The sequence below is a fragment of the Collinsella sp. AF38-3AC genome, assembly GCF_003474365.1.
GTDB lineage: Bacteria > Actinomycetota > Coriobacteriia > Coriobacteriales > Coriobacteriaceae > Collinsella.
Map to the genome: position 1 here is coordinate 200,466 of NZ_QROM01000002.1, position 20,691 is coordinate 221,156.

At 60.8% G+C, this 20,691-nt stretch carries 17 protein-coding genes and 2 tRNA genes; 1 reads left to right on the top strand and 18 read right to left on the bottom strand.

Features of this window, described 5'->3' with window-relative positions; all coding sequences use genetic code 11:
• Positions 1–42 precede the first annotated feature (42 nt).
• The 15 genes from DW029_RS02295 to asnB all read right to left on the bottom strand — a co-directional run bounded on the left by DW029_RS02295 (position 43) and on the right by asnB (position 16,071).
• Positions 43–2,685, bottom strand: a complete 2,643-nt coding sequence (locus DW029_RS02295) for an ATP-dependent Clp protease ATP-binding subunit (RefSeq protein ID WP_117794203.1) — start codon at positions 2,683–2,685, stop codon at positions 43–45.
• Between the two features lie 185 nt (positions 2,686–2,870).
• A complete protein-coding gene (locus DW029_RS02300) occupies positions 2,871–3,464 on the bottom strand; it encodes a DUF2798 domain-containing protein (RefSeq protein ID WP_117743101.1) in 594 nt (197 codons plus the stop codon).
• 566 nt (positions 3,465–4,030) lie between these two features.
• Positions 4,031–5,995 carry a lysine--tRNA ligase gene (lysS, locus tag DW029_RS02305; RefSeq protein ID WP_117743102.1) on the bottom strand — a complete coding sequence of 655 codons (1,965 nt, stop codon included), beginning with the start codon at positions 5,993–5,995 and terminating at the stop codon, positions 4,031–4,033.
• A 79-nt stretch (positions 5,996–6,074) separates the two neighbouring features.
• Positions 6,075–6,545: a transcription elongation factor GreA gene (greA, locus tag DW029_RS02310; RefSeq protein ID WP_006234960.1), complete on the bottom strand. Its 471-nt coding sequence runs from the start codon at positions 6,543–6,545 to the stop codon at positions 6,075–6,077.
• A gap of 106 nt (positions 6,546–6,651) precedes the next feature.
• Entirely contained in the window at positions 6,652–6,927 is a 276-nt protein-coding gene (gene tatA / locus DW029_RS02315; RefSeq protein ID WP_022094895.1) for a twin-arginine translocase TatA/TatE family subunit, read from the bottom strand.
• A gap of 112 nt (positions 6,928–7,039) precedes the next feature.
• Positions 7,040–7,116 (bottom strand) — tRNA-Pro (locus DW029_RS02320).
• 49 nt (positions 7,117–7,165) lie between these two features.
• Complete coding sequence (gene ispE / locus DW029_RS02325) at positions 7,166–8,062, bottom strand: 4-(cytidine 5'-diphospho)-2-C-methyl-D-erythritol kinase (RefSeq protein WP_233539367.1); 897 nt, start codon at positions 8,060–8,062, stop codon at positions 7,166–7,168.
• A gap of 2 nt (positions 8,063–8,064) precedes the next feature.
• Positions 8,065–8,361, bottom strand: coding sequence for a Veg family protein (locus DW029_RS02330; RefSeq protein ID WP_006234957.1), 297 nt, complete (start codon positions 8,359–8,361; stop codon positions 8,065–8,067).
• A gap of 183 nt (positions 8,362–8,544) precedes the next feature.
• Positions 8,545–8,991 (bottom strand): D-aminoacyl-tRNA deacylase, encoded by a 447-nt coding sequence (gene dtd / locus DW029_RS02335; RefSeq protein WP_117734288.1) that lies wholly within the window; start codon positions 8,989–8,991, stop codon positions 8,545–8,547.
• Between the two features lie 3 nt (positions 8,992–8,994).
• On the bottom strand, positions 8,995–9,636 hold the full coding sequence (rdgB, locus tag DW029_RS02340; protein WP_117743103.1) for an RdgB/HAM1 family non-canonical purine NTP pyrophosphatase: 642 nt from the start codon (positions 9,634–9,636) through the stop codon (positions 8,995–8,997).
• A gap of 143 nt (positions 9,637–9,779) precedes the next feature.
• Positions 9,780–10,505 (bottom strand): ribonuclease PH, encoded by a 726-nt coding sequence (gene rph, locus DW029_RS02345; protein WP_117743104.1) that lies wholly within the window; start codon positions 10,503–10,505, stop codon positions 9,780–9,782.
• A 55-nt stretch (positions 10,506–10,560) separates the two neighbouring features.
• Entirely contained in the window at positions 10,561–11,445 is an 885-nt protein-coding gene (gene murI, locus DW029_RS02350; protein WP_117743105.1) for a glutamate racemase, read from the bottom strand.
• Positions 11,446–11,496: 51 nt separating this feature from the next.
• On the bottom strand, positions 11,497–12,408 hold the full coding sequence (locus tag DW029_RS02355; protein WP_117763501.1) for an HAD family hydrolase: 912 nt from the start codon (positions 12,406–12,408) through the stop codon (positions 11,497–11,499).
• Between the two features lie 107 nt (positions 12,409–12,515).
• A complete protein-coding gene (locus DW029_RS02360; RefSeq protein ID WP_118345163.1) occupies positions 12,516–14,078 on the bottom strand; it encodes a Mur ligase family protein in 1,563 nt (520 codons plus the stop codon).
• A gap of 112 nt (positions 14,079–14,190) precedes the next feature.
• Positions 14,191–16,071 carry an asparagine synthase (glutamine-hydrolyzing) gene (gene asnB, locus DW029_RS02365; RefSeq protein WP_117563808.1) on the bottom strand — a complete coding sequence of 627 codons (1,881 nt, stop codon included), beginning with the start codon at positions 16,069–16,071 and terminating at the stop codon, positions 14,191–14,193.
• A 189-nt stretch (positions 16,072–16,260) separates the two neighbouring features.
• On the opposite strand from asnB, the gene DW029_RS02370 reads away from it, so the two are divergent.
• Positions 16,261–16,336: transfer RNA gene (locus DW029_RS02370), tRNA-Val, on the top strand.
• Between the two features lie 611 nt (positions 16,337–16,947).
• Here the strand turns inward: DW029_RS02370 and DW029_RS02375 are convergent.
• The 3 genes from DW029_RS02375 to argJ all read right to left on the bottom strand — a co-directional run bounded on the left by DW029_RS02375 (position 16,948) and on the right by argJ (position 20,628).
• On the bottom strand, positions 16,948–18,231 hold the full coding sequence (locus tag DW029_RS02375; protein ID WP_118345164.1) for an aminotransferase class III-fold pyridoxal phosphate-dependent enzyme: 1,284 nt from the start codon (positions 18,229–18,231) through the stop codon (positions 16,948–16,950).
• 69 nt (positions 18,232–18,300) lie between these two features.
• Positions 18,301–19,281, bottom strand: coding sequence for an acetylglutamate kinase (argB, locus tag DW029_RS02380; RefSeq protein WP_118345165.1), 981 nt, complete (start codon positions 19,279–19,281; stop codon positions 18,301–18,303).
• An 81-nt stretch (positions 19,282–19,362) separates the two neighbouring features.
• Positions 19,363–20,628 carry a bifunctional glutamate N-acetyltransferase/amino-acid acetyltransferase ArgJ gene (gene argJ / locus DW029_RS02385; protein WP_199582454.1) on the bottom strand — a complete coding sequence of 422 codons (1,266 nt, stop codon included), beginning with the start codon at positions 20,626–20,628 and terminating at the stop codon, positions 19,363–19,365.
• Between the last annotated feature and the right edge of the window lie 63 nt (positions 20,629–20,691).

Sequence of the window (20,691 nt, forward strand, 5' to 3'; positions counted from 1 at the left end):
GCGCCCCGACAGGAGTGCCCCTTCGCAAAGCTATGTTAACCCCTACAGCGCGCCGGAACCGGCTTGCATCATGCCGCCGGGGCCCGAGCTCACGCCACTGCTCACAGGCGCGGCGTTGCCGATGTGCGGTGCCGCCGGGGCGGAATCGCCACCGAGCGTGCCCGCCGGACGCGGTGCCGGGATCTCGCCCGTGCCGTGGCTAAAGACAAACTTGCCATCGGCCACGTCGCACAGGACGGTATCGCCCTCGCCCCACTCGCCGGCCAGAAGCTCCTCGGACAGCGGGTCCTCGATGAGCTTTTGAATAGCACGGCGCAGCGGACGTGCGCCGTTGGTGAGGTCAGTGCCCTCGGCCACGATCTTGTCGTAGGCCGCATCGGTGAGCTTGATGTTCATGCCGTTTGCGATCAGACGCTGGCGCAGATCGTCCACCAGCAGGTGCGCGATCTTGGTGAGATTCTCGCCCGAGAGCTTCTGGAACACCACAATGTCGTCGATACGGTTGAGCAGCTCGGGGCGGAACAGGCGCTTGAGCTCGCCCATCGCGCGGCCCTTGATCTCACTCGACGTGAGACCCTGCTCGCCGGTGGTGCCAAAGCCAACGCTCGCATCCTGTGCGATCTCGCGGGCGCCCACGTTGGACGTCATGATGATCACCGTGTTGCGGAAGTCGACCGTCTTGCCCTGGCTATCGGTCAGACGACCCTCCTCCAGCACCTGCAACAGAATGTTGAAGATGTCGGGGTGCGCCTTCTCGATCTCGTCGAACAGCACAACCGAGTACGGGTGACGGCGCACGGCCTTGGTGAGCTGGCCGCCCTCGTCATGGCCCACGTAACCCGGAGGGCTACCGATGAGCTTGGAGACCTCGAACTCGCTACCGAACTCCGACATGTCAAAGCTGATGAGCGCGTCCTTGCTGCCAAAGAGGTACTCGGCGAGCGTCTTGGCGAGCTCGGTCTTGCCCGTGCCGGTGGGACCCAGGAAGATAAAGCTGCCGCCGGGGCGACGCGGGTCCTTGAGCGGCGAACGGCTGCGGCGCACTGCCTTGGCGACGGCCTCGACTGCCTCATCCTGGCCGATGATGCGAGTCTTGAGCACGCTTTCGGTCTGCAGCAGGCGACGGCTCTCGCTCTCGGTGAGCGAGGAAACCGGTACGCCCGAAGTCACGGACACAATGTCGGCAATCTGACTCACGTCGATGGTGAGCGGGCTGGCGTCGAGCTCGGCGGTCCAGGCAGCCTTGGCCTCGGCGAGTTCAATCTCGGCAGCCTTCTGCTGCTCGGTGATCTCGGCGGCCTTGTTCATGTCGTCGCTCTCCGTGGCCTCCTGTGCGGCAGCCTTGAGCTCCTCGATGCGATGCTCGGCCTCGCGCACCGGCTCGGGCGCGCGATTCGCGGCGATGCGAGCGCGGGCACCGGCCTCGTCGATGAGGTCGATGGCCTTATCGGGCAGGAAGCGATCCTGGATGTAGCGGTTGGAAAGGTTCGCGGCGGCCTCGATAGCACCCTGCGTATAGCGCACATGGTGGTGCTCCTCGTAGCGCGGCTTGAGCGCGGTCAGAATCTTAACCGTGTCCTCAACGCTCGGCTCCTCGACATCGATAGTCTGGAAGCGACGCTCGAAGGCCGGGTCCTTGGTGAGGTACTTGCGGAATTCCTCGGCCGTGGTGGCGCCGATAATCTGGAAGGCACCGCGCGCAAGCACGGGCTTGAGCATGGAGCTCGCGTCGATGGAGCCCTCGGCGGAGCCGGCACCGATGATGGTGTGCATCTCGTCGATAAACAGGATGACGTCGTCGGCTTCGGTCGCCTCCTGGATCACGTTCTTGAGGCGCTCCTCAAACTCACCGCGATATTTAGCACCCGCAACAAGGCCCGGCAGGTCGAGCGTCCAGATGTTCTGGTTCATAAGGTTCTCGGGCACGTTACCGGCGGCGATCTGCTGTGCCAGGCCCTCGACGATGGCCGTCTTGCCCACGCCGGGGTCGCCCAGGATAAGCGGGTTGTTCTTGGTGCGGCGCGAAAGGATCTCCATCATGCGCTGGACTTCTTTTTCGCGACCAATCACCGGATCGAGCTTGCCGTCGCGCGCCTTCTGTGTGAGGTTGGTGGCGAACTGCTTGAGCGTGTCGGTGCCGCTCCCCTTTTGCTGTGAGGCGTCCGAGCCGCTAAAGAACGGCAGACCCGCACCGGGACGCCCGGCACCGGCGCCAGCGAGCGGGCGCTTCTTGTCCTGGTCCTTGGCGGTAAGCTTCTCGATGGCCTTCTTGATGGAAGCAGACGACACGCCCAGGCGCATGAGGATGTCCATGGCCATGCCGTTGCCCTCTTCGACGATGCCGATCAGCAAGTGCTCGGTCGACACGTAGGTCTGGTTGTTCTCACGCGCCACGCGGAATGAACGCTCCATCACGCTGATGACGAGCGGCGTAAAGGCGAGCTTGGCAGCCTCGGTCTCCTCGCTGGGCTCGGGAACCGTGGTCTGGACCTCTTTGAGGGTATCCATGATGTCATCGTAGGAGATATCGAGCGAGCGCAGTGCCTCGGCGGCAATGCCCTCGTCCTCCTTGGCAAGCGCGAGCAGCAGATGCTCGGTACCCACCTTATTTGAATGAAGATCGAGCGCCTCCTGCTTGGCCATGGACATGACCTTGCGCGCGCGATCGGTAAAACGGTCTAACATGCTAGTTCCTCTTAGACGAGCTAGTTTTTCAAACGCAAAGCGCCACTCGTGGCGGCGCTTTGGTCTCTTTACCCATATGGAGTATATGTTAACCGTTGGGACCTTTCCCACCCGTAGCCGCGCGACAACGTCTACAAAAAAGGAATCGCTCTGGTCCGCTTGGCGGTTTGGTTTTGCGCTGCTGTCTAGCAGACGGGCTCAACGTCCATGCTCTCGGCAACGTCATTGACTGCATCGGCAGCGGGAGCGCCCGGCATACGCACGAGCTCCATATGCTGCTCCTCAAAAACCGTGCCCATGGGGAAGGCTCGACGGAAGACATAGCGAGCAACCGGGCCGGCCACCAGCAGATTCCAAGGCAGGGCCATGACAAAGTTGCGCGGGATGTTGATGAGCCACATCATCGGCAGCATCTGCAGGTTGGCGAGCGGGCCGCCGGGCATGTGGAACAGGCCCTCACACGCACCGTAGAGCGACATGATGATGACCATAGGAACGACCATGCAGGAGCTAACGGCGAGCGTCATGGCAAGCGGCGAGCTCTTGCCTGGCGTGACCAGGAATTTAAAGGCGAAACCCTTGGCAAGGGGGCTGGCAACAAACCAGTCGCAGCACATGGTAAAAATGTAGGCAACGGGGAAGCCGAGCCACGCGGCGGCAACAACCTCGCCGTTGATGGCCCCATTCTGCAGGGCAACGTTGTAGATGCTCATCCAGAGCGCCATGCAAAAGCACATGATAAAGGTGAACAGCAAGCTCTCTCGTTTGTTGATAGGCATAAAGGGCAGATTCCTCTCTGTGTTGCGTCGCGGCGCCGCCAACAAAAACGGGCGGGCGAGATGGAGCTGTTGGGACTTCATCTCGCCCGCCCGTGTTACGTGCGTCTGCGACTACTTATGTGGTGGAACCAGCCTAGCACGAAACGCATGCGCTTCGTAAGCGTTGGGTTTATGAAGATGCCGAGTCATTCGCGCAGGACGGCAGATGCGCCCGCATCGGCCCAACGAGCGTGGATTATCGGACACCCATTCCACGAGAGTGGATAATCTCCCGTTTTAAGTCCGCATACGCGCCAAAAGTGGGAGATTATCCACTCTCGTGCGTTGTAGTCGTTGGACGTTCTTAAATAACCAGTCGTTTAAGAACGTCCCCAACGACTACTCAACAACAATGGCAACGCCAATGTAATGGGACCAACAGCGAGCGACGTCCAGGACGAACAAGTTGGCATGAAAAAGGCAAGGCATAGACCTTCTGGTCATGCCTTGCCTTTTGAATGACAAATTGTCGCCCTGGGTGGCGCGTAGCGTCAACTGATTACGCGGTTCGTAGAACCGCGTAACTCTTAATACATCTTTGCGCCGGCGGGGATGGAGGCGTCGAGCTGGATCAGGTTGAGGCGCTCCTCGCCCTCCTCCTCGTGGATGGCACTGATGAGCATGCCGCAGCTGGGGATGCCCATCATCTTGCGCGGAGGCAGATTGGTGATGGCGAGCAGCGTCTTACCGACCAGGTCCTCGGGCTCATAGTAGCCATGAATGCCGGAGAGGATGGTACGGTCGGTGCCGGTGCCGTCGTCGAGCGTAAAGTTCAGCAGCTTCTTGGACTTCTTGACGGCCTCGCATGCCTTGACCTTCACGGCGCGGAAGTCGCTCTTGGAGAAGGTATCAAAGTCGACGAACTCCTCAAACAGCGGCTCAACGGCAATCTTGGAATAATCAACCGTGGGCTTGAGCGGCTTGACAAACGGGCTCGCGGCGTTGCCGGCCTCGGCAGCCTTGGCAGCAGCGGCACCGGACTGGAAACCCTTCTCGGGCTTCATGTGCGGGAACAGCAGCACGTCGCGGATGGAAGCCTGGTTGGTAAGCAGCATGACCACGCGGTCGATACCGATGCCGATGCCGCCCGCGGGAGGCATACCGTACTCGAGGGCGCGCACGTAGTCCTCGTCATACTCCATAGCCTCATCGTCGCCGCCGGCCTTCTCGGCCATCTGGGCAGCAAAGCGCTCAGCCTGGTCGACCGGGTCGTTGAGCTCGGAGAATGCGTTGGCGTACTCGTGGCCGGCGATGACCAGCTCAAAGCGGTGAGTCAAACGCGGGTCGTCCTCAAAACGCTTAGCGAGCGGGCTGACCTCGATGGGGTAATCGCACACGAAGGTCGGGTTGACGATGGTGTCCTCGCCCAGCTCATCGTAGATCTCGGCGATAATCTTGCCGGCAGTCCACTCGGGCTTGATCTCCAGGCCCTTCTCGCGCGCGGCGGCAGCAAGCTCCTCGACCGGCGTGTCGATGGTGACCTGCTTGCCGAGCACGTCGGAGACGATGTCGGTCATGGGACGGCTGGCCCACTCACCAGAAAGGTCGATGGTCTGGCCCTGGTACTCGATGACCTCGGGGTTGCCGATGGCCTTGTTAGCCGCCTTAATGACACCCTGGGCGAGCGCCTTCATGCCCTCGAGGTCTGAGAAGGCACGGTAGGCCTCCATCGTGGTGAACTCGGGGTTGTGGGTAAGGTCCATGCCCTCGTTACGGAAGATGCGGCCGATCTCGAACACGCGCTCAAAACCACCGACGATGCAGCGCTTGAGGTGGAGCTCGGTGGCAATACGCAGGTAGCACTCCTGATCGAGCGCGTTGAAGTGGGTAATGAACGGCTTAGCCGTGGCGCCGCCCTGGATGGTCTGCAGGATCGGGGTCTCGACCTCCATGTAGCCGTCGGCTTCCATAAAGCGGCGGAAGGTGGAGAGAATCTGTGAGCGCTTGCGGAAGGTCTCGCGAACGTCGTCGTTGGCGATCAGGTCAACATAGCGCTGACGATAGCGGGTCTCCTTGTCGGAAAGACCGTGGAACTTCTCGGGCAGCGGGCGAACGGCCTTGGAAAGCAGGGTCGCGCTCTTTGGGGCAACGGAAAGCTGGCCGCGCTGAGTGCGCACGACCACGCCGGTCACGCCCAGGATGTCACCTAGGTCGAGGGCCTTGAGCGTATTCCAGGTAGCCTCGTCCATGTCGTTGATGCGACAGAACAGCTGAATCTCGGCAGTCGCATCGCGCACGACGATGAACATGATCTTGCCCTGACCGCGCTTGGCGACCACGCGGCCGGCGATCTTCACGACGTCCTCGGTGTCCTCGCCATCGGCAAGCCCGGCGTACTTAGCCTCGATATCGGCGACGTAGTCCTCAAGCTCAGAGTGCTCGGGATAAGGGTTCTGGCCCGCCTCGAACAGGGCGGCGCGCTTGGCCAGGCGGGTGGCGCGCTCGTCGTTGAGCGTCGATGCCTGATCGGCGGCGTTCTGGTTCTCTGCCATAAGTTAGCTCCTCAAATTAAAACGCTCCCCAGGATTCGGTCCCAGGGAGCGAAAACATACCTTTACGCGGGACCGTGGTCTAGCGTGCGATCTTGGCGATGGTGTAGACGCGAGTCTTGCCGGAAGGCGTAACGACCTCGACGGAGTCGCCCTCGCCGTGACCGATGATGGCATGGCCAACCGGAGACTCGTTGGAAATCTTGTGCTCGAGCGAGTTGGTCTCGGTGGTACCGACGAGCGTGACTTCCATGACCTCACCGTTGGGATCAATCAGAGAAACGGTGGAACCGATGGAGACGGTCAGATCGCCCGTGGTGGCAGCAACCTGAGCGTTGGCGAGGATGGCCTGGATCTCGGCAATACGAGCGGCGTTCTGGGCCTGCTTGTCCTTGGCGGCATCGTACTCGGAGTTCTCCGAAAGGTCGCCGAACGCGCGGGCTTCTTTGATGTCCTCGACGATCTCCTTGGCGTAATCGCCCTCACGCCAAGCGAGCTCCTCGACGAGCTTCTGGCGACCCTCAGCGGTCAGTACGATCTGGCTTGCGTCCATACGGATATCTCCCCAACTCTGATCAAACAATCAACTGTCAACAAAACGAAAAAGACCGGCTAGCCTGCGGGCAAGCCGGTCAGGTGCTCACCCCAAAGGGATGGGACTACTCTGCGTCCGCGTCGCTGTCCTCTGCCTGCTTCTTCTTGGCAGCAGCGAGCTTGGCCTCGAGCTCAGCGATCTCCTTGTCCTCCTCGGACTGCTCGACCACGACCTCCTCGGCCTGCTTGGTCTCGGCCTTATCGTCGCCCTCCATACCCTCGCGGATATTCTTGACGGTAGAGCCGAGGGACTTGCCGAGCTTCGGCAGGTTCTTAGGCCCGAAGATGATCAGGACAACGACGAGAATAATGATGAGCTCAGGAGCCCTCAGTCCAAACATGTAGACCTCCACAATACAGCGAGACAAGCTCGAATGAGTATACCGCGGGTATCGCGGTATCACAACAATAGCTAAAAAAAGGGACCGCAAGAAGCGGTCCCTCCTCATGCTCTGGTCGGGTTGACTGGATTTGAACCAGCGACCCCTGCGTCCCGAACGCAGTGCTCTACCAAACTGAGCCACAACCCGTTAGCTCGACTATAGTAACAAAGATTTCCGCCACGTGCTAGATAATTTTTTATTTCTTTGGCGCGTCGATCTGAACCGTGTTGGAAATGAGCTCCGTTGCGCAGGCCCACCAGCCATTTTGCTGGGCAGCGCCGGCAAGCCTTTCGGCCGTGGCGGCGGTGTCGCACATGGCAAACGAGCAGGCGCCCGATCCGCACACATCTACAGCAACGGCGCCGTCCTGTTTATGCAGCCAATCGAGAACCGTTTGAATCTGCGGCTCCATCTGTGCGGAAATGACACCCAGGTTGTTATGGATGAGCGCATATGCCGTCTCGGCATCACCAGCACGCAAGGCAGAAGCCATCGCGCCGGGCTTGTCCGCAGGCACCGGGGCCTCGTCAAAACGTCGATAGGCTTCAATTGTCGAAACGCTCGCCTCCCGCGGCTTGACCAGCACGACGGGTGTCGCGGGCAGCACGGGGTACTCGGTTGCCAGCACGTCTCCCCCACCCACGTAGAACGCAGGGCTCGCGTGCAAAAAGAACGGGACGTCAGCACCAATGCCCCGCGCAATATCGTCGAGCGCGGAATCGGTGCGGTCAATTCCCCAGAGCTCCGCCAAGGCGACAATGACCGCGGCCGCATCCGTCGAGGGGCCGCCCAAGCCGGCGCACAATGGAATGTGCTTCTCAATCGTCACGTAGATGTTTGCCTCGCGACCATAATGCTCGGCCATAGCAACCGCAGCCCGATACGCCGTATTCTTTTGCATGGGAAAATCTGATGCCGGAACCGTCTGGACGGTCAGCGCCTGTGCCGGCGTGACCGTCACGGTATCGGAAAGACCGATAGCTGCCATCAGGGAATCGACCCTGTGGTAGCCGCGGTCATCGCGCTCGGTATGAACCCCTAGGTAGAGGTTAATCTTTGCCGGCGCGGAAAGAGTCAGGGACCGATCGGTCACCGTTAATGCTCCTCGAGCTGATTGCCGAGCGGGGTAAAGATATGCTCGCCGCTCTCGGGGTCGAACAGCTCAACCTGACCGGTGAGGACATCGATATACTGATAAGACTGACGCGACTTGCGGCCGCGACGCTCGTCAACCTCGACGATAAAGACGGCGGGGTGGACGCTCTTGATGGTGCCCATGCGCTCGACGACGCGGGTGCGGCCCATGTTGGCCTTAACCTTGACGCGATCGCCCACCATATCGGTCAGCTTCTCGTGGATGTCGTCGACGTGATTGACTTCCATCTCTTCCATGAACAGGGCCTCCAGAAGGTGCAATTCAAAAAGGGGATAATACCCCTAAGATAGACAAAACTCTAATACTATAGCACCCTGCTGCCACCACACGCAAGTAGCTAAATAAGCCCCGTCCCAAATACGTACCAGACGACAACCTCGCATGACCAGTTGTTACGCGGTTTGGTAAAACCGAGTAACCTAAAGGTTGTCCGTGTCCAGGACGATGGTGAACGGGCCATCGTTGACCAGGTCGACCTTCATGTCGGCGCCAAAGATGCCATGTGCCACGTGCTCGACATCTTGGGCAACGAGCGTCAAAAAGTACTCGTAAAGCTCGTTGGCGACATCGGGGGCGCCTGCATCGGTAAACGATGGGCGGCGGCCGTGACGGCAATCGGCGAACAGCGTGAACTGCGACACCACGAGCACCTCGCCGTCGACATCGGCAAGTGCCAGGTTGGTCTTGCCGTTCTCGTCCTCGTTAATGCGCAAGCCCCGGAGCTTGCCCCACAGCTTATCGGCCTCGGCGCGCGTGTCGCCGTGGCCCACGCCCAGCAGCACCAGATAGCCGCGCCCAATTTTGCCCACGCACTCGCCGTCGACCGTCACGCCGGCGTTGAGCACGCGCTGAACCACCGCACGCACAGCCTACTCCTCGCCCGTCAGTTTGGCGGACAGATGCTCAAGCGCGTGGAAACGATGACTGATGGCGTTCTTCTCGTCCGCCGTCAGCTCAGCCATGGTCTTGCCCGGCGTGTCGACCGGCAGGAACAGCGGGTCGTAGCCAAAGCCGTGATCGCCGCGGCCCTCGTGTGCGATAACGCCCTCGCAGGCGCCCTCACCATAGGTGACCAAACCGTCCGTGTCGATAAGCGCAACGACGCTCATAAAGCGCGCGGTGCGGTCCTCGTCAGCCACGCCTTCCAGGTTAACGAGCAGCTTGGCATTGTTGGCGGCATCGTCGCCGTGAACGCCCGCGTAGCGCGCGCTATACACACCGGGCTCACCGTCCAGCGCGTCAACGACCAGGCCCGAATCGTCGGCAATGGCCATGAGCCCCGTCTCTTCGACGGCAGCCTGCGCCTTGATGATGGCGTTCTCCAAAAACGTCATGCCGTTTTCCTCGGGGTCCTCAAAATCGCCCAGCTGGCCGAGCGCCACAAAGCGCACCTCGGGCATGACCTTGCCCAAAATGGCCTCGATCTCGGTGAGCTTATGAGCGTTTCCGGTTGCCACGACGATGGTCGCCGCCGGGTCGAGGGTGTCGATGTCGATCTTCTCAAGTGCCATGAGTGGTCTCCTTGTCTCTATAGCAATGCCGTGTTGAGGACGGCGAGGACCTTAGCCTCTCCCCTCTCAATCAACGGCAGTCTTGTGTCTAGACGTCTCCGCAGATAAAACCTACCAAAATAAACCTGTCCCTTTTTGGCAGGTTAGGCGAGGGCTTGGCGCTGGAGCTCGATGAGCTCGGCGATACCCTTGTCGCCCAGGTCGAGCAGGGCGTTGAGGCGTTTGCGGTCGAAGGGCGCCTGCTCGCCGGTGCCCTGGAGCTCGATCATCTCACCGGTGTCGGTGGCGACGAGGTTCATGTCGACCTCGGCATGGCTGTCCTCGGAATAATCGAGGTCAAGCAGCGTATTGCCGTCGACAACGCCCATGGAGATGGCAGCCACCTGGCCGGTAAGCGGGATGCGCTCGATCTTGCCTGCCTCGACCCACATGGCGAGGGCGTCGTGCAGCGCCACCCAGGCGCCGGTAATGCTTGCCGTACGTGTACCACCATCGGCCTGGATCACGTCGCAGTCGACGGTGACGGTGTACTCGCCGAGCGCCTTCATGTTGACGACGGTACGCAGGCTACGGCCAATGAGGCGCTCGATCTCCATGGAGCGGCCTTTGCGGTTGGCGTGCTCGCGCTTGCAGCGCTTGCCGGTCGATGCCGGTAGCATGGCGTACTCCGCCGTTACCCAACCGGCCTTGGCGCCCTTGCGCCAGCCCGGCACGCCCTCCTCGATAGTAGCGGCGCACAGCACGCGCGTGTCGCCGAACTCGGCCAAACACGAGCCGCGGGCGTGCTTCATGACGCCACGGGTGAGCTTAACGGGGCGCAGCTCATCGGCGGCGCGGCCGTTGGCGCGGTTGACCTGCATGTACTCCATAGAAATATCCTTTCGGCAAAAGGTGAAAGTGAGCCTTTGGTCGGTGGCCTTACATCTATTTCAGCTCATCGATATCGATATGTTCTATGCTCTTGAGCGGCTGTCCAAAGATAAAGCTGCCCGCCACCGCAAACTCAGCAATGTTATCGGCCGTCGTGGCAAAACGATGCTGCGGCTCGGCGGCGTCGCCCGCCAGCTGCTCGCGGCGCGTGAGGATATCGGTCAGCTCGCGGGTGGTTTCCTCGGCAGAACTCACCACGCGCACCCCGGACCCCAGTGCATGGCGAATGGGCCCCACCAGCAGCGGAAAATGCGTGCATCCAAGCACCACGGTATCGATGCCGCGATCGTGCAGCGGCTCGACCGTGGCGCCGACCAGCGCGCGCACGGCAGGCGTATCAAAGATATCCTCGTTCTCGAGCCACTGCTCCTGCAGGTGCGCACCCGACGCGAGCTCGTGCTCGACGACCTCGACAAAACTCGAGGCAGGGCAGCCGTACACGTCCACGCCGGCATCCAGGTCTTGGATGGCGCGCGTGTAGGCACCCGAACGGATGGTGAGGTTAGTGGCAAGCACGCCCACGCGGCGCGTGCGGGTGCTGTTGATGGCCGCACGCGCGCCCGGCGCGATCACGCCGATCACAGGAACGTCGAGCACCTGCTGGGCCAGACGCAACGCCGCGGCCGTTGCCGTGTTGCAGGCGATGACCATAATCTTGACGTCGTGCCTCGAAAGCCAGCGCCCCGCCTGCAGCGCAAACGAGCGCACCTCATCCTCGGTGCGAGTGCCGTAAGGGCAGCGCTTAGTATCGCCAAAGTAGTAAACAGACTCGTGCGGAAGCGCCGTGGCAATTGCCCGTGCGACCGTCAGGCCGCCCAGGCCCGAGTCGAACACGCCGATGGGGCGCGTGTCCCCGGCCAGATTCTCGATATCGGACATTACCTCACCAGATTCTCTCTCGAAAAATGCGGCCACGCGTGATGCGTCGCGCTATGAACGGGCCGCAACAAGCAGCTCAGCCGTTGCCACCCAGCCGTCGACAATCTTGCCGCGGGTGACAAAGGCGTTGTCGCAGGCGTCCAGGAACTCGGGCGCGCCGGCGCTGGTCAGACCGTTCTCGACCAGGCAGAACGTGCCCACGTGGTCGGCCATGTAGAAATCGGACTCGGAATCACCGAGCGCGAGCGTCTCCTCGCGCTCGATCCCTAGGTGCTCGCAGAAGCGCGCGACCGCCACGCCCTTGTCGAGACCCGCCGGGTTGATGTTAAAGGCGCGACCGTCCTCGACGCGATCGAGCTCAAGCGTCGTCGGCTTGGACAGATGCGTCAGGTGGCCATTGCAGGCCCAGACCAGACCGCAGCCGGCCTCGTCGAGAATGGCCTGGGCCTCATCATCGGGAATGTCGCCACGCATGCCGACGGTGACCTCACGGTATTTGTAGCCGGTCGACATGTCGTTGTGGTACTCGATCTTGTGCGGCCAGCGAGCAAGGATCTTCTCGCACACGCCGGTCTGCTCGATCACCTGGTGCGGAGTAAGGCCGCAGGCGGGGTCGTAAGGCATGTCGCCGGTCAGATACTCCCAATCGTTGGCTTTGAGGTCGTACATGACCAGGCCGCCCATCTCACCAATGTAGGAGTTGAGGCCGAGCACGCGCGCGTCCTCGTGGATCATGGTACGGTTGCGGCCCGAGGTGGGAACCACCTGAATACCAGCGCGAGCGAGCGCCACGACGGCCTCGACGAGTTTGGTCGAGGGGTTGCCGTCGTTGTCGCGCAGCACGCACGAGCCGGGCGCGAGCATGGTGGCGTCCAGGTCGGTAAAGACGTACTTAACCTTGGCGAGACGCTCGCGCATCTCGCCCGAAAGCTCAGCGACGGTCGGCAGGGTATTGTGGGACATGGTCACTCCGTTTACGTAGAAGGGTTTGGACTTGGACGGCATGTTTTGATTGAGGGAACACGCTTATGGCGACAGCGTACTCAGGGCGCCGCCGCCATCATGGTTCATTAGTCAAACTGGGTAACATCGATCAGGCGATTGGCCAGCGAAAGGTCGCTCTCGATGGGCACGAATTCGTCGCCCACGTGCATGAGCTCCTCGTCACCCTTTGCCAGCAGCAAGACAATGGTGGGAGCATCGGGGTTGACGTACTCCTCGCGCGCCGCCTTGAACGCCGCATGCACAGCGGCTTCGCGATCGAGGATGATCTTGTTCGGCGTATCGTCGGGAACATGTTCGGCAAGCTCGCGACAGACCTTCATCGGGTCCTCGTGAGCTGGATCCTCGTTCGTAAAGATCATCAGGTCGGAATATGGTGCGGCCTCGCGTGGCAATTGCTCGCGGCGCTCCTGAGCCTTGCCGCCGGCGGCGCCAAACAGCGCAATGACGGGGCTGGCGGGAAACGCGCGCTTGACCGACGAGAAAAGCGAACGGAACGAAAGCTGGTTGTGCGCATAGTCAACGACGCAGATCACGCGGCCGTCCTTCGACTCCACGACCTCCATACGGCCCGGCACACGCAGTTTGGAGAGGCCCTTCTTGATGGCATCGATACCGATGCCGATCTCGCGCGCAGCGGCGATAGCGACCAGCGCGTTCTCCACGTTAAAGTCTCCCGCGATACCCAGCAGGACCTTCTCCCCCGCCTCGGACTCGTCGGCACACAGGCCATGCAGGTTAAACTCGATGTTAAAGCCGAGCATGCGGACATCGCTCGCCCACAGGCTTGCCTCGGGATGCTCAACGCCAACGGTCACCAAGCGCTCGGCCGTCGACGCTGCCCCCAGCACACGGTCAACCTCTTCGGTGCCCAGATTCACCACGGCGGTCTTTGCCTGGTCAAAGATCCTGAGTTTGCTCTCAAAATAATCCTCAAACGTGGGGTGTTCGATCGGCGAGATGTGGTCGCGGCCGATGTTGAGAAAGCACGCCACGTCAAACGGCAGATTCTCGACGCGTTGGTACTTGAGCGCCTGGCTCGAGACCTCCATGACCATGGACTGGCGACCGGACGTGCGGCAGTTGGCGATATGGCGCCAGACCTCGGGGGCCTCGGGCGTAGTATTGGTGCTCTCGTAGCACTCGATACCATCGTCGGTACTCACCGAGCCGATCATGCCGCAGGACTCGCCCGCCGCCTTGATGATGGACTGGAGCATAAAAGCGGCCGTGGTCTTTCCCTTGGTGCCGGTGATGCCCACGATCTTGACGTCGTGGTCGGGACGGTCGTAGACCTCCGGCGGCAGCAGGGCCATGGCCGTGCGGACGCTATCAACAACCAGCATCGCAGCACCGCTCTCCTTCGCCAGCGGCTCCAGAGACTCGACCAGCGACTCCTCGCACACAAATGCGACGGCGCCAGCATCGAGCGCCATGCTCAAAAACGCGGGCTTAAAGGCAGCGCCTTTGCAAAAGAACACGTCACCTGCCGAGACCGCGCGCGAATCAAACGAGCAGCCGGTCACGGCACGCTCGTCAACCTGCTCTGATGCGCGCAGCTCGCCGCACACATCGAGAAGCTTGGCAAGCGTATCGACCGTGGTCACGGTCGCGGAATCCGAATGGTGCATCTTTCACCTTTCTCAGCCATTTGGCAGGGACGGTTTTTATAGTAACTGAAACGCACCCACGCAAAAACGGCTCCCGGAGGAGCCGTTACGCGCAGGCGTTCGTAAGCCGAGGCTAGGCAGCCTGAACAGCGGGCTGGTCCTCGTCGATAAAGAAGCGCTTGTACCACACCAGGAACACGAGCGGCGTATAGATCTTGCGCTGGAAATCGCCCTTGCCCGCAAAGTGCAGATCGAGCAGGTGCATGAGCTCGTCGGTATCGAAGAACTCGCTTGCCCACGGCGCGGTGAAGTACTCCTTGACATAGTCGTACCACTTTTGCTCACGCAGCCAGTAGACAATCGGCACCGGGAAGCCCACCTTGGGACGGGTGGCCCACTCATCGGGCAACGACTTGTTGGCAGCGTGGCGGAGTACCTGTTTGTTGCCGTTCTCGTTGATGCGGTAGCGGTCGGGAATGTGCTCGGCGAACTCCATGACTTTGCGGTCCAAGAAGGGCACGCGCAGCTCCAGCGAGTGCGCCATGCACATCTTGTCGGCCTTGAGCAGAATGTCGCCCGGGAGCCACATGTTCATGTCCAGGTACTGCTTCTTGACCAGCTCGGGCTGACCCTTCACGCGCGCATAGATGGGAGCGGCAAGCTCGAAGGCGCCATCGCCGGTGTTGTACTCGGGCTTGAGCACGCCGTCGACCTCGCGCTCCGGCCATACCAGAGCCTGTCCCAGGAACGACTTCTCGGGGATCTCGGCACCCTTGACCAGGAAGTTATGTCCCTTGAAGTACGGCATATGCAGCGCCAGGTTACCGAGCGCGCGACGGATGGGCAGCGGCACCATCTTTTTGTACTTGCGCACCGGGACCGTGTCCTCGTAGTAGGCGTAGCCGCCAAAGAGTTCGTCGGCGCCTTCGCCCGAAAGCACAACGGTGACGTCCTTGCGGGCCATCTCGGCCAAGAACCACAGCGGCACGGAAGACAGGTTGGACTGCGGCTCGTCCATGTGATACTGGATGTCCTCGAGCGCACCGAAGAACTCGTCGGCGGTAATCATCTTGCGAACGTTTTCGACACCAAGCTTATCGGAAAGTTCCTTGGCGTAGTTGGTCTCGTTGAAGTTCTTGTAGTCAAAGCCCACCGAGAAGGTCTTGTCGGGCATGAGGCAAGCGGCGATGTAGCTGGAGTCGACGCCACCGGAGAGGAACGACGCGACCTTGACGTCGGCGATGCGATGGGCCTCGACGCTCTCGTGCACGACCTCGTCCAGCTCATCGACGTACTCCTCGAACGGCTTCTCGACGGCAGAGTAATCGCAATCCCAGTAGCGCTCGATGTTCATCTTGCCGGTCGGGATATCGACGGTAAAGTAGTGCGCCGGCGGCAGCTTGTAGACACCCTCGAAGAAGGTCTCCTCGGTTGCCGAATACTGCAGCGTCATGTACGGACGCAGGGCCTTTTTGTTGACCGCCTTGTGGAAGTGCGGGTAATCCAGGAAGCTCTTGATCTCGGAACCAAAGAGCACGCCCGGAGCGCCGTCGCCCGCATCGGCCATGGGATAGTAGTAAAGCGGCTTGATGCCAAAGATGTCGCGGGCGCCAAAAAGCTTGTTCTTCTTTTTGTCCCAGATGACGAAGGCGTACATACCGCGCAGGCGATCGAGAACGGCCTCGCCCCACTCCTCGTAGCCGTGCAGGAGGCTCTCGGTGTCGGCGCCGCAGTGGAACTTGTAGCCCTTGGCCTCGAGCTCGGAACGGAGTTCTTGGAAGTTGTAGATCTCGCCGTTGAAGACGATAACGACGCTACCGTCCTCGTTGGCCATGGGTTGGGCGCCAGCCTCGGTCAGGTCGAGGATCGACAGGCGGCGGAAGCCGAGGGCAACGCGGCCGTCGATAAACTGACCGCCCATGTCGGGACCGCGATGGACGATGCGGTCCATCATCTTGGTGAGCACCTCGGATTGGTTATCCGTCCCACCGACAAAACCGACAAAACCGCACATATACTATCCCCTCTGCTGTTGCTGGGCATCAAATCGAATCAGTAGCTTTTGAGTATACCCGAGGGCGTAAAGAGGGGCGGAATGTTCAGGCAATCTCAACTGAATCAGCTCCGCTGTGACACGCGCCAGTTACCTTTAATGGATATGAGGTGAATGAGGCGATTGTTTTGCTATACTCTCTCTCCGCACGGGCGATTGGCGCAACGGTTAGCGCAGGTGCTTTACACGCACAAGGCTGGGGGTTCGAATCCCTCATCGCCCACCACCGATTTGATAGGCTCCCAGCTATGGGGGCCTTTCCTTTTTCAGGCCCATCGCAGAGGGATTCGAACCCGCAAGGGTGCGGAGCTGAGGAAACGCGTAAGCGTTTTCCAGCGCAGCACGCGAGGGCCGCAGGCCCGAAGCGGAAGCGGGCGGCGAAGCCGCACGCGACATCCCTCATCGCCCACCACTGATTTGATAGGCTCCCAGCAATGGGAGCCTTTCTTTTTTGGGCCCAGCGCATGGGATTCGAACCCGCCAGCACGTCTGTCACAAAGGCCGTGGTCAAAAAATGGCAAAAATGAGTACTGCTACTTTGTTTGCAACATATAAAAAGACAGTATTTGCTTAAATTACGCAACATATGTCCATTATAAGGACTAACAGTTAGATCAAAATCGTGCATTCATCGCCATTTCGACTTGATATCTGGCCTTATTAGTCCAAAATTGCTGCTACCAAATCGGTAACAGTACTCATATTTGATGTTTTTTGACCAGCAGGTCTCCCTGCCTTAGCAAATCTAAGGCAAAACGGGCTCCAGACCGCTGAATCATGCCGCATAGGACACGTCCGCAGTCCGGAACCCGGTCAAAATTGAGTTATTGCACCGCGTTAGCCCAAGACACCCGACAGGATCTCAATCAGACTGTCCACGTCGGCTTCCTCGCAGACGAGCGGCGGCAGGAAACGCAGCGTATGGGCACCCGTAGCGTTAATCACGGCACCGGCGGCCAGCGCGCGGGCAACAACATCATGCGCGTCGCCCGCGGCATCATCCAAATCACAGCCGAGCATCAAGCCGCGGCCACGCACCTCGGTCACGTGCGGCAGCTTGGCGAGCTTTGCCTCCATATAGGCGCCTACCTTGGCAGCATGGTCGGCATAATCGCCGCGCACGAGCGCGGAGAGCGTCGCGGCGCACGCCGCGACGGCCAAGCAGCTACCGCCAAAGGTCGAGCCGTGGTCGCCCGGCTTAAACACGTCGGCAATCTCCTTCTTTGCCACGACGGCACCCATGGGCACGCCATCAGCAATGCCCTTGGCAAGGCTCATAATGTCAGGCTCCACGCCATAAGTCTGGAACGCAAACGGCTTACCCGTGCGGAAGATACCGCACTGGACCTCGTCGGCGATAAGCACGGCGCCCACTTCGTGTGCCAGGTCGCGCGCTGCCGCCATAAACTCCTCGGTCATAGGGTGCACGCCACTCTCACCTTGGATCGGCTCGAGCATCACGGCGCAAATTTCACTGCCCAGCTGCTTAAAGATCGCACGCAGTTCATCGACATCGTTGGGCGTGCAGGCCACAAAGCCACCCGGCAGCGGGCGGAAGCTGTCCTGCAGCCAATCCTGCATGGTGGCGGCAATGGTCTCGAGCGTACGGCCGTGGAACCCGCCGCGCATGCACACGATGGTGTTGCCGCCATTACCGGCACGCTTGGCGTACAGGCGCGCGAGCTTCATCGAGCCCTCGTTGGCCTCGGCGCCAGAGTTGGCAAAGAAGGCCTCCCAAACCTGCTCATCCGCAGCCGGGGCACCAAGAGCAGCTGCCGTGGTCTCATCGCCGGCGGCAATGGCATCGGCAAGCACGCGCGCACCATCTACGTCGTCGTTAGCAAGCTTAGACAGCAGCGCCGCGACCTGTCCACGCTGCTCGATGTAGAAGTAATTGGAGACATGCAGAAGCTTTTTGGTCTGAGCCTCGAGCGCCGAGAGCACAGCCGGGTTGCCATGACCTAGGCTGCACACGCCGATGCCAGCGAGAAAGTCAAGATACTCACGACCATCGTCACCGGTGAGCTTCATACCGTGACCTTCGATAAACTCGACCGGCGAGCGACCAAAGGTATGCATAACGTAATGGGATTCGAGCGATTGTTGAGTTGCAAGTGACATGGGATGCCTTTCGTTGGGCGCCGTACGGCGCAGGGCTATGGATGCAGGGACGCGACAACTGCGGGTCAGCTAGACCATCTGAAGCTTCTCGACCTCGTCGAGGTTCTCGGTCAGACGCGCAGCAAACGTCGAAAGCGGATGCGGATGCGTATCGAACTCGTAAGCCGTCTCGGTGGAATGAATCACGGTGCCGACGCCGGCATCGGTCAGCAACTCCAAGAGCAGCGAATGCGGCGTCGTGCCGTTGATGATGTGGGCTCGGAACACGCCAGCGGTAAGCGCGTCGACAGCCGCACGAAGCTTGGGGATCATGCCCTTATCGACCTCGCCGCCGTAGAGCATCTCATTGACCTCGTCGAGCGTCAGGTTGGAGATAAGTGAATCCTTGTCGCTAAAGTCCTTGTACAGGCCGTCGACGTCGGTCAAGAAAATCGCCTTGTGCGCGTGGAGCGCTGCCGCAACGGCACCGGCGGCGGTATCGGCGTTGATGTTGAAGAAGCCACCGTCCTCCCCCGCCGCGACCGTGGCGATAACGGGAATGTACTCGCTGTCGAGCAAACGCTCGATATAGTCGGTGTTGACGTGCGTGACCTTGCCTACGCGGCCGAGCTCTGGGTCGAGTGGCTCGGCGATAAGGGTACCGGCGTCGCTGCCCGACACGCCCACGGCCAGGTTGCCATGGTGGTTGAGCGCCGCGACCAGCTCCTGGTTGACCTTACCGCCCAGCACCTCGCGCACGATATCCATGGTGGCAGGCGTGGTCACACGCTGGCCGTTCTTAAACTCGACGGGGATGTCATAGTGGCTGAGCGCCTCGTTGATGGCCTTGCCGCCACCGTGCACGATAACAGGGCGCATGCCGATGATCTTGAGCAGGACGATGTCGCTCATCACGTCACGGCGCAGCTGCTCGTCGACCATGGCGGCGCCGCCGTACTTGATAACGACCGTCTTACCGGTCAGGTTCTTAATCCACGGCAGCGCCTCGAACAGCAGCTGCGCGGTAACTTCGTTGGATTCGCTCGAGCGACAATCGCGTGCGAACTTCATAGTCTGCCTCGTCTTTCGTGTAGCAATCGCGCCGCACCTCGTTGCCCGCGATTGCAGCGGGACGCGCGGCACATCGGGAGTCTAGGAACGGTAGTCGCCGTTGATGGAGATGTACTCATGCGTGAGGTCGCAGGTCCACACGGTCGTTGCCGCGTCGCCTGCGCCCAGGTCGGCCGAGATTACGATCTCGGGCGCCTCGAAACGTCGCAAGGCCTCGTCCTCGTCAAAGGGAACAGTCAGGCCATCGCGGCAAACGGGCATACCCATCATGTCGATTGAAACGTCTTCCTGGTTAAACCGCACGCCGCACTTGCCGAGCGCCATGGCAACGCGGCCCCAGTTGCAGTCGTGGCCGGCGATGCAGGTTTTAACGAGCGGCGAGTTGGCAACGGCACGAGCGGCGATATCGGCCTCCTCGTCGTTCACGGCGCCGGTAACGTTGACCGTAACAAGCTTGGATGCGCCCTCGCCGTCGGCGGCGATATTGCGCGCCAGGCTCTCGCACACCTCGTGCACGGCAAATGCCAACTCGTCAAAGGCATCGGAGCCCTCGACGATAGGCTCGGCATCTGCGGCGGCGCCGGAGGCAAGCATGATGCAGGTGTCGTTGGTCGAGGTGTCGGAATCGACCGTTACCTTGTTGAAGGTCTGTTTGACGGTCGAGAGCAGCAGGGCATGAAGTGCCGCCGGCTCAACGGGAGCATCGGTAGTGATGACCGCGATCATGGTGGCCATGTTGGGCATGATCATGCCCGAGCCCTTGCACATTCCTCCTACCGTATAGACATTGTCCTCATGACCCGCAGCCTCACTGACGTAGGACACGGCGTACTCCTTAGAGTGCGTGTCGGTCGTCATGATGGCGCGAGCGGCATCGGCGCCACCGTGGGCGGAGAGCGCCTCGTAGGCAGCAGGAATGGCGGCCTCAAACGTGTCGATCGGCAGAATCTGGCCAATCACACCCGTTGAGGCAACTAGAATCTGCTGGGGCTCGCAGCCGATGACCTGCGATGCGATGCTGCACGTCTCGCGCGCGCATGCAAGGCCGGTCTCACCCGTGGCGGCGTTGGCATTGCCAGAGTTGACCGAAACGCCGGCGATGATGCCGTAGCCCTTGTCGGCACCGCCCAGGTTGGCACGGCTCACCTGCACGGGCGCCGCGCAAAAGCGATTGGTGGTAAACACGCCGGCACCGGGACAGGGTTTATCGGGCACGACGAGGGCGTAATCCAGGCGCTCGGGATTATTGCGGAACCCAGCGTGGATGCCTGCGGCTTTAAAACCAGCCGCAGCCGTAACGCCACCCTCGATAGCGCGAATCTTGATATCAAACAGCTCGGTATTCATCGTCTTTATGACTCCTTATGTCAAACAAAAAACGGACATCGGTTGGTGCGCCATGCCAGTCGT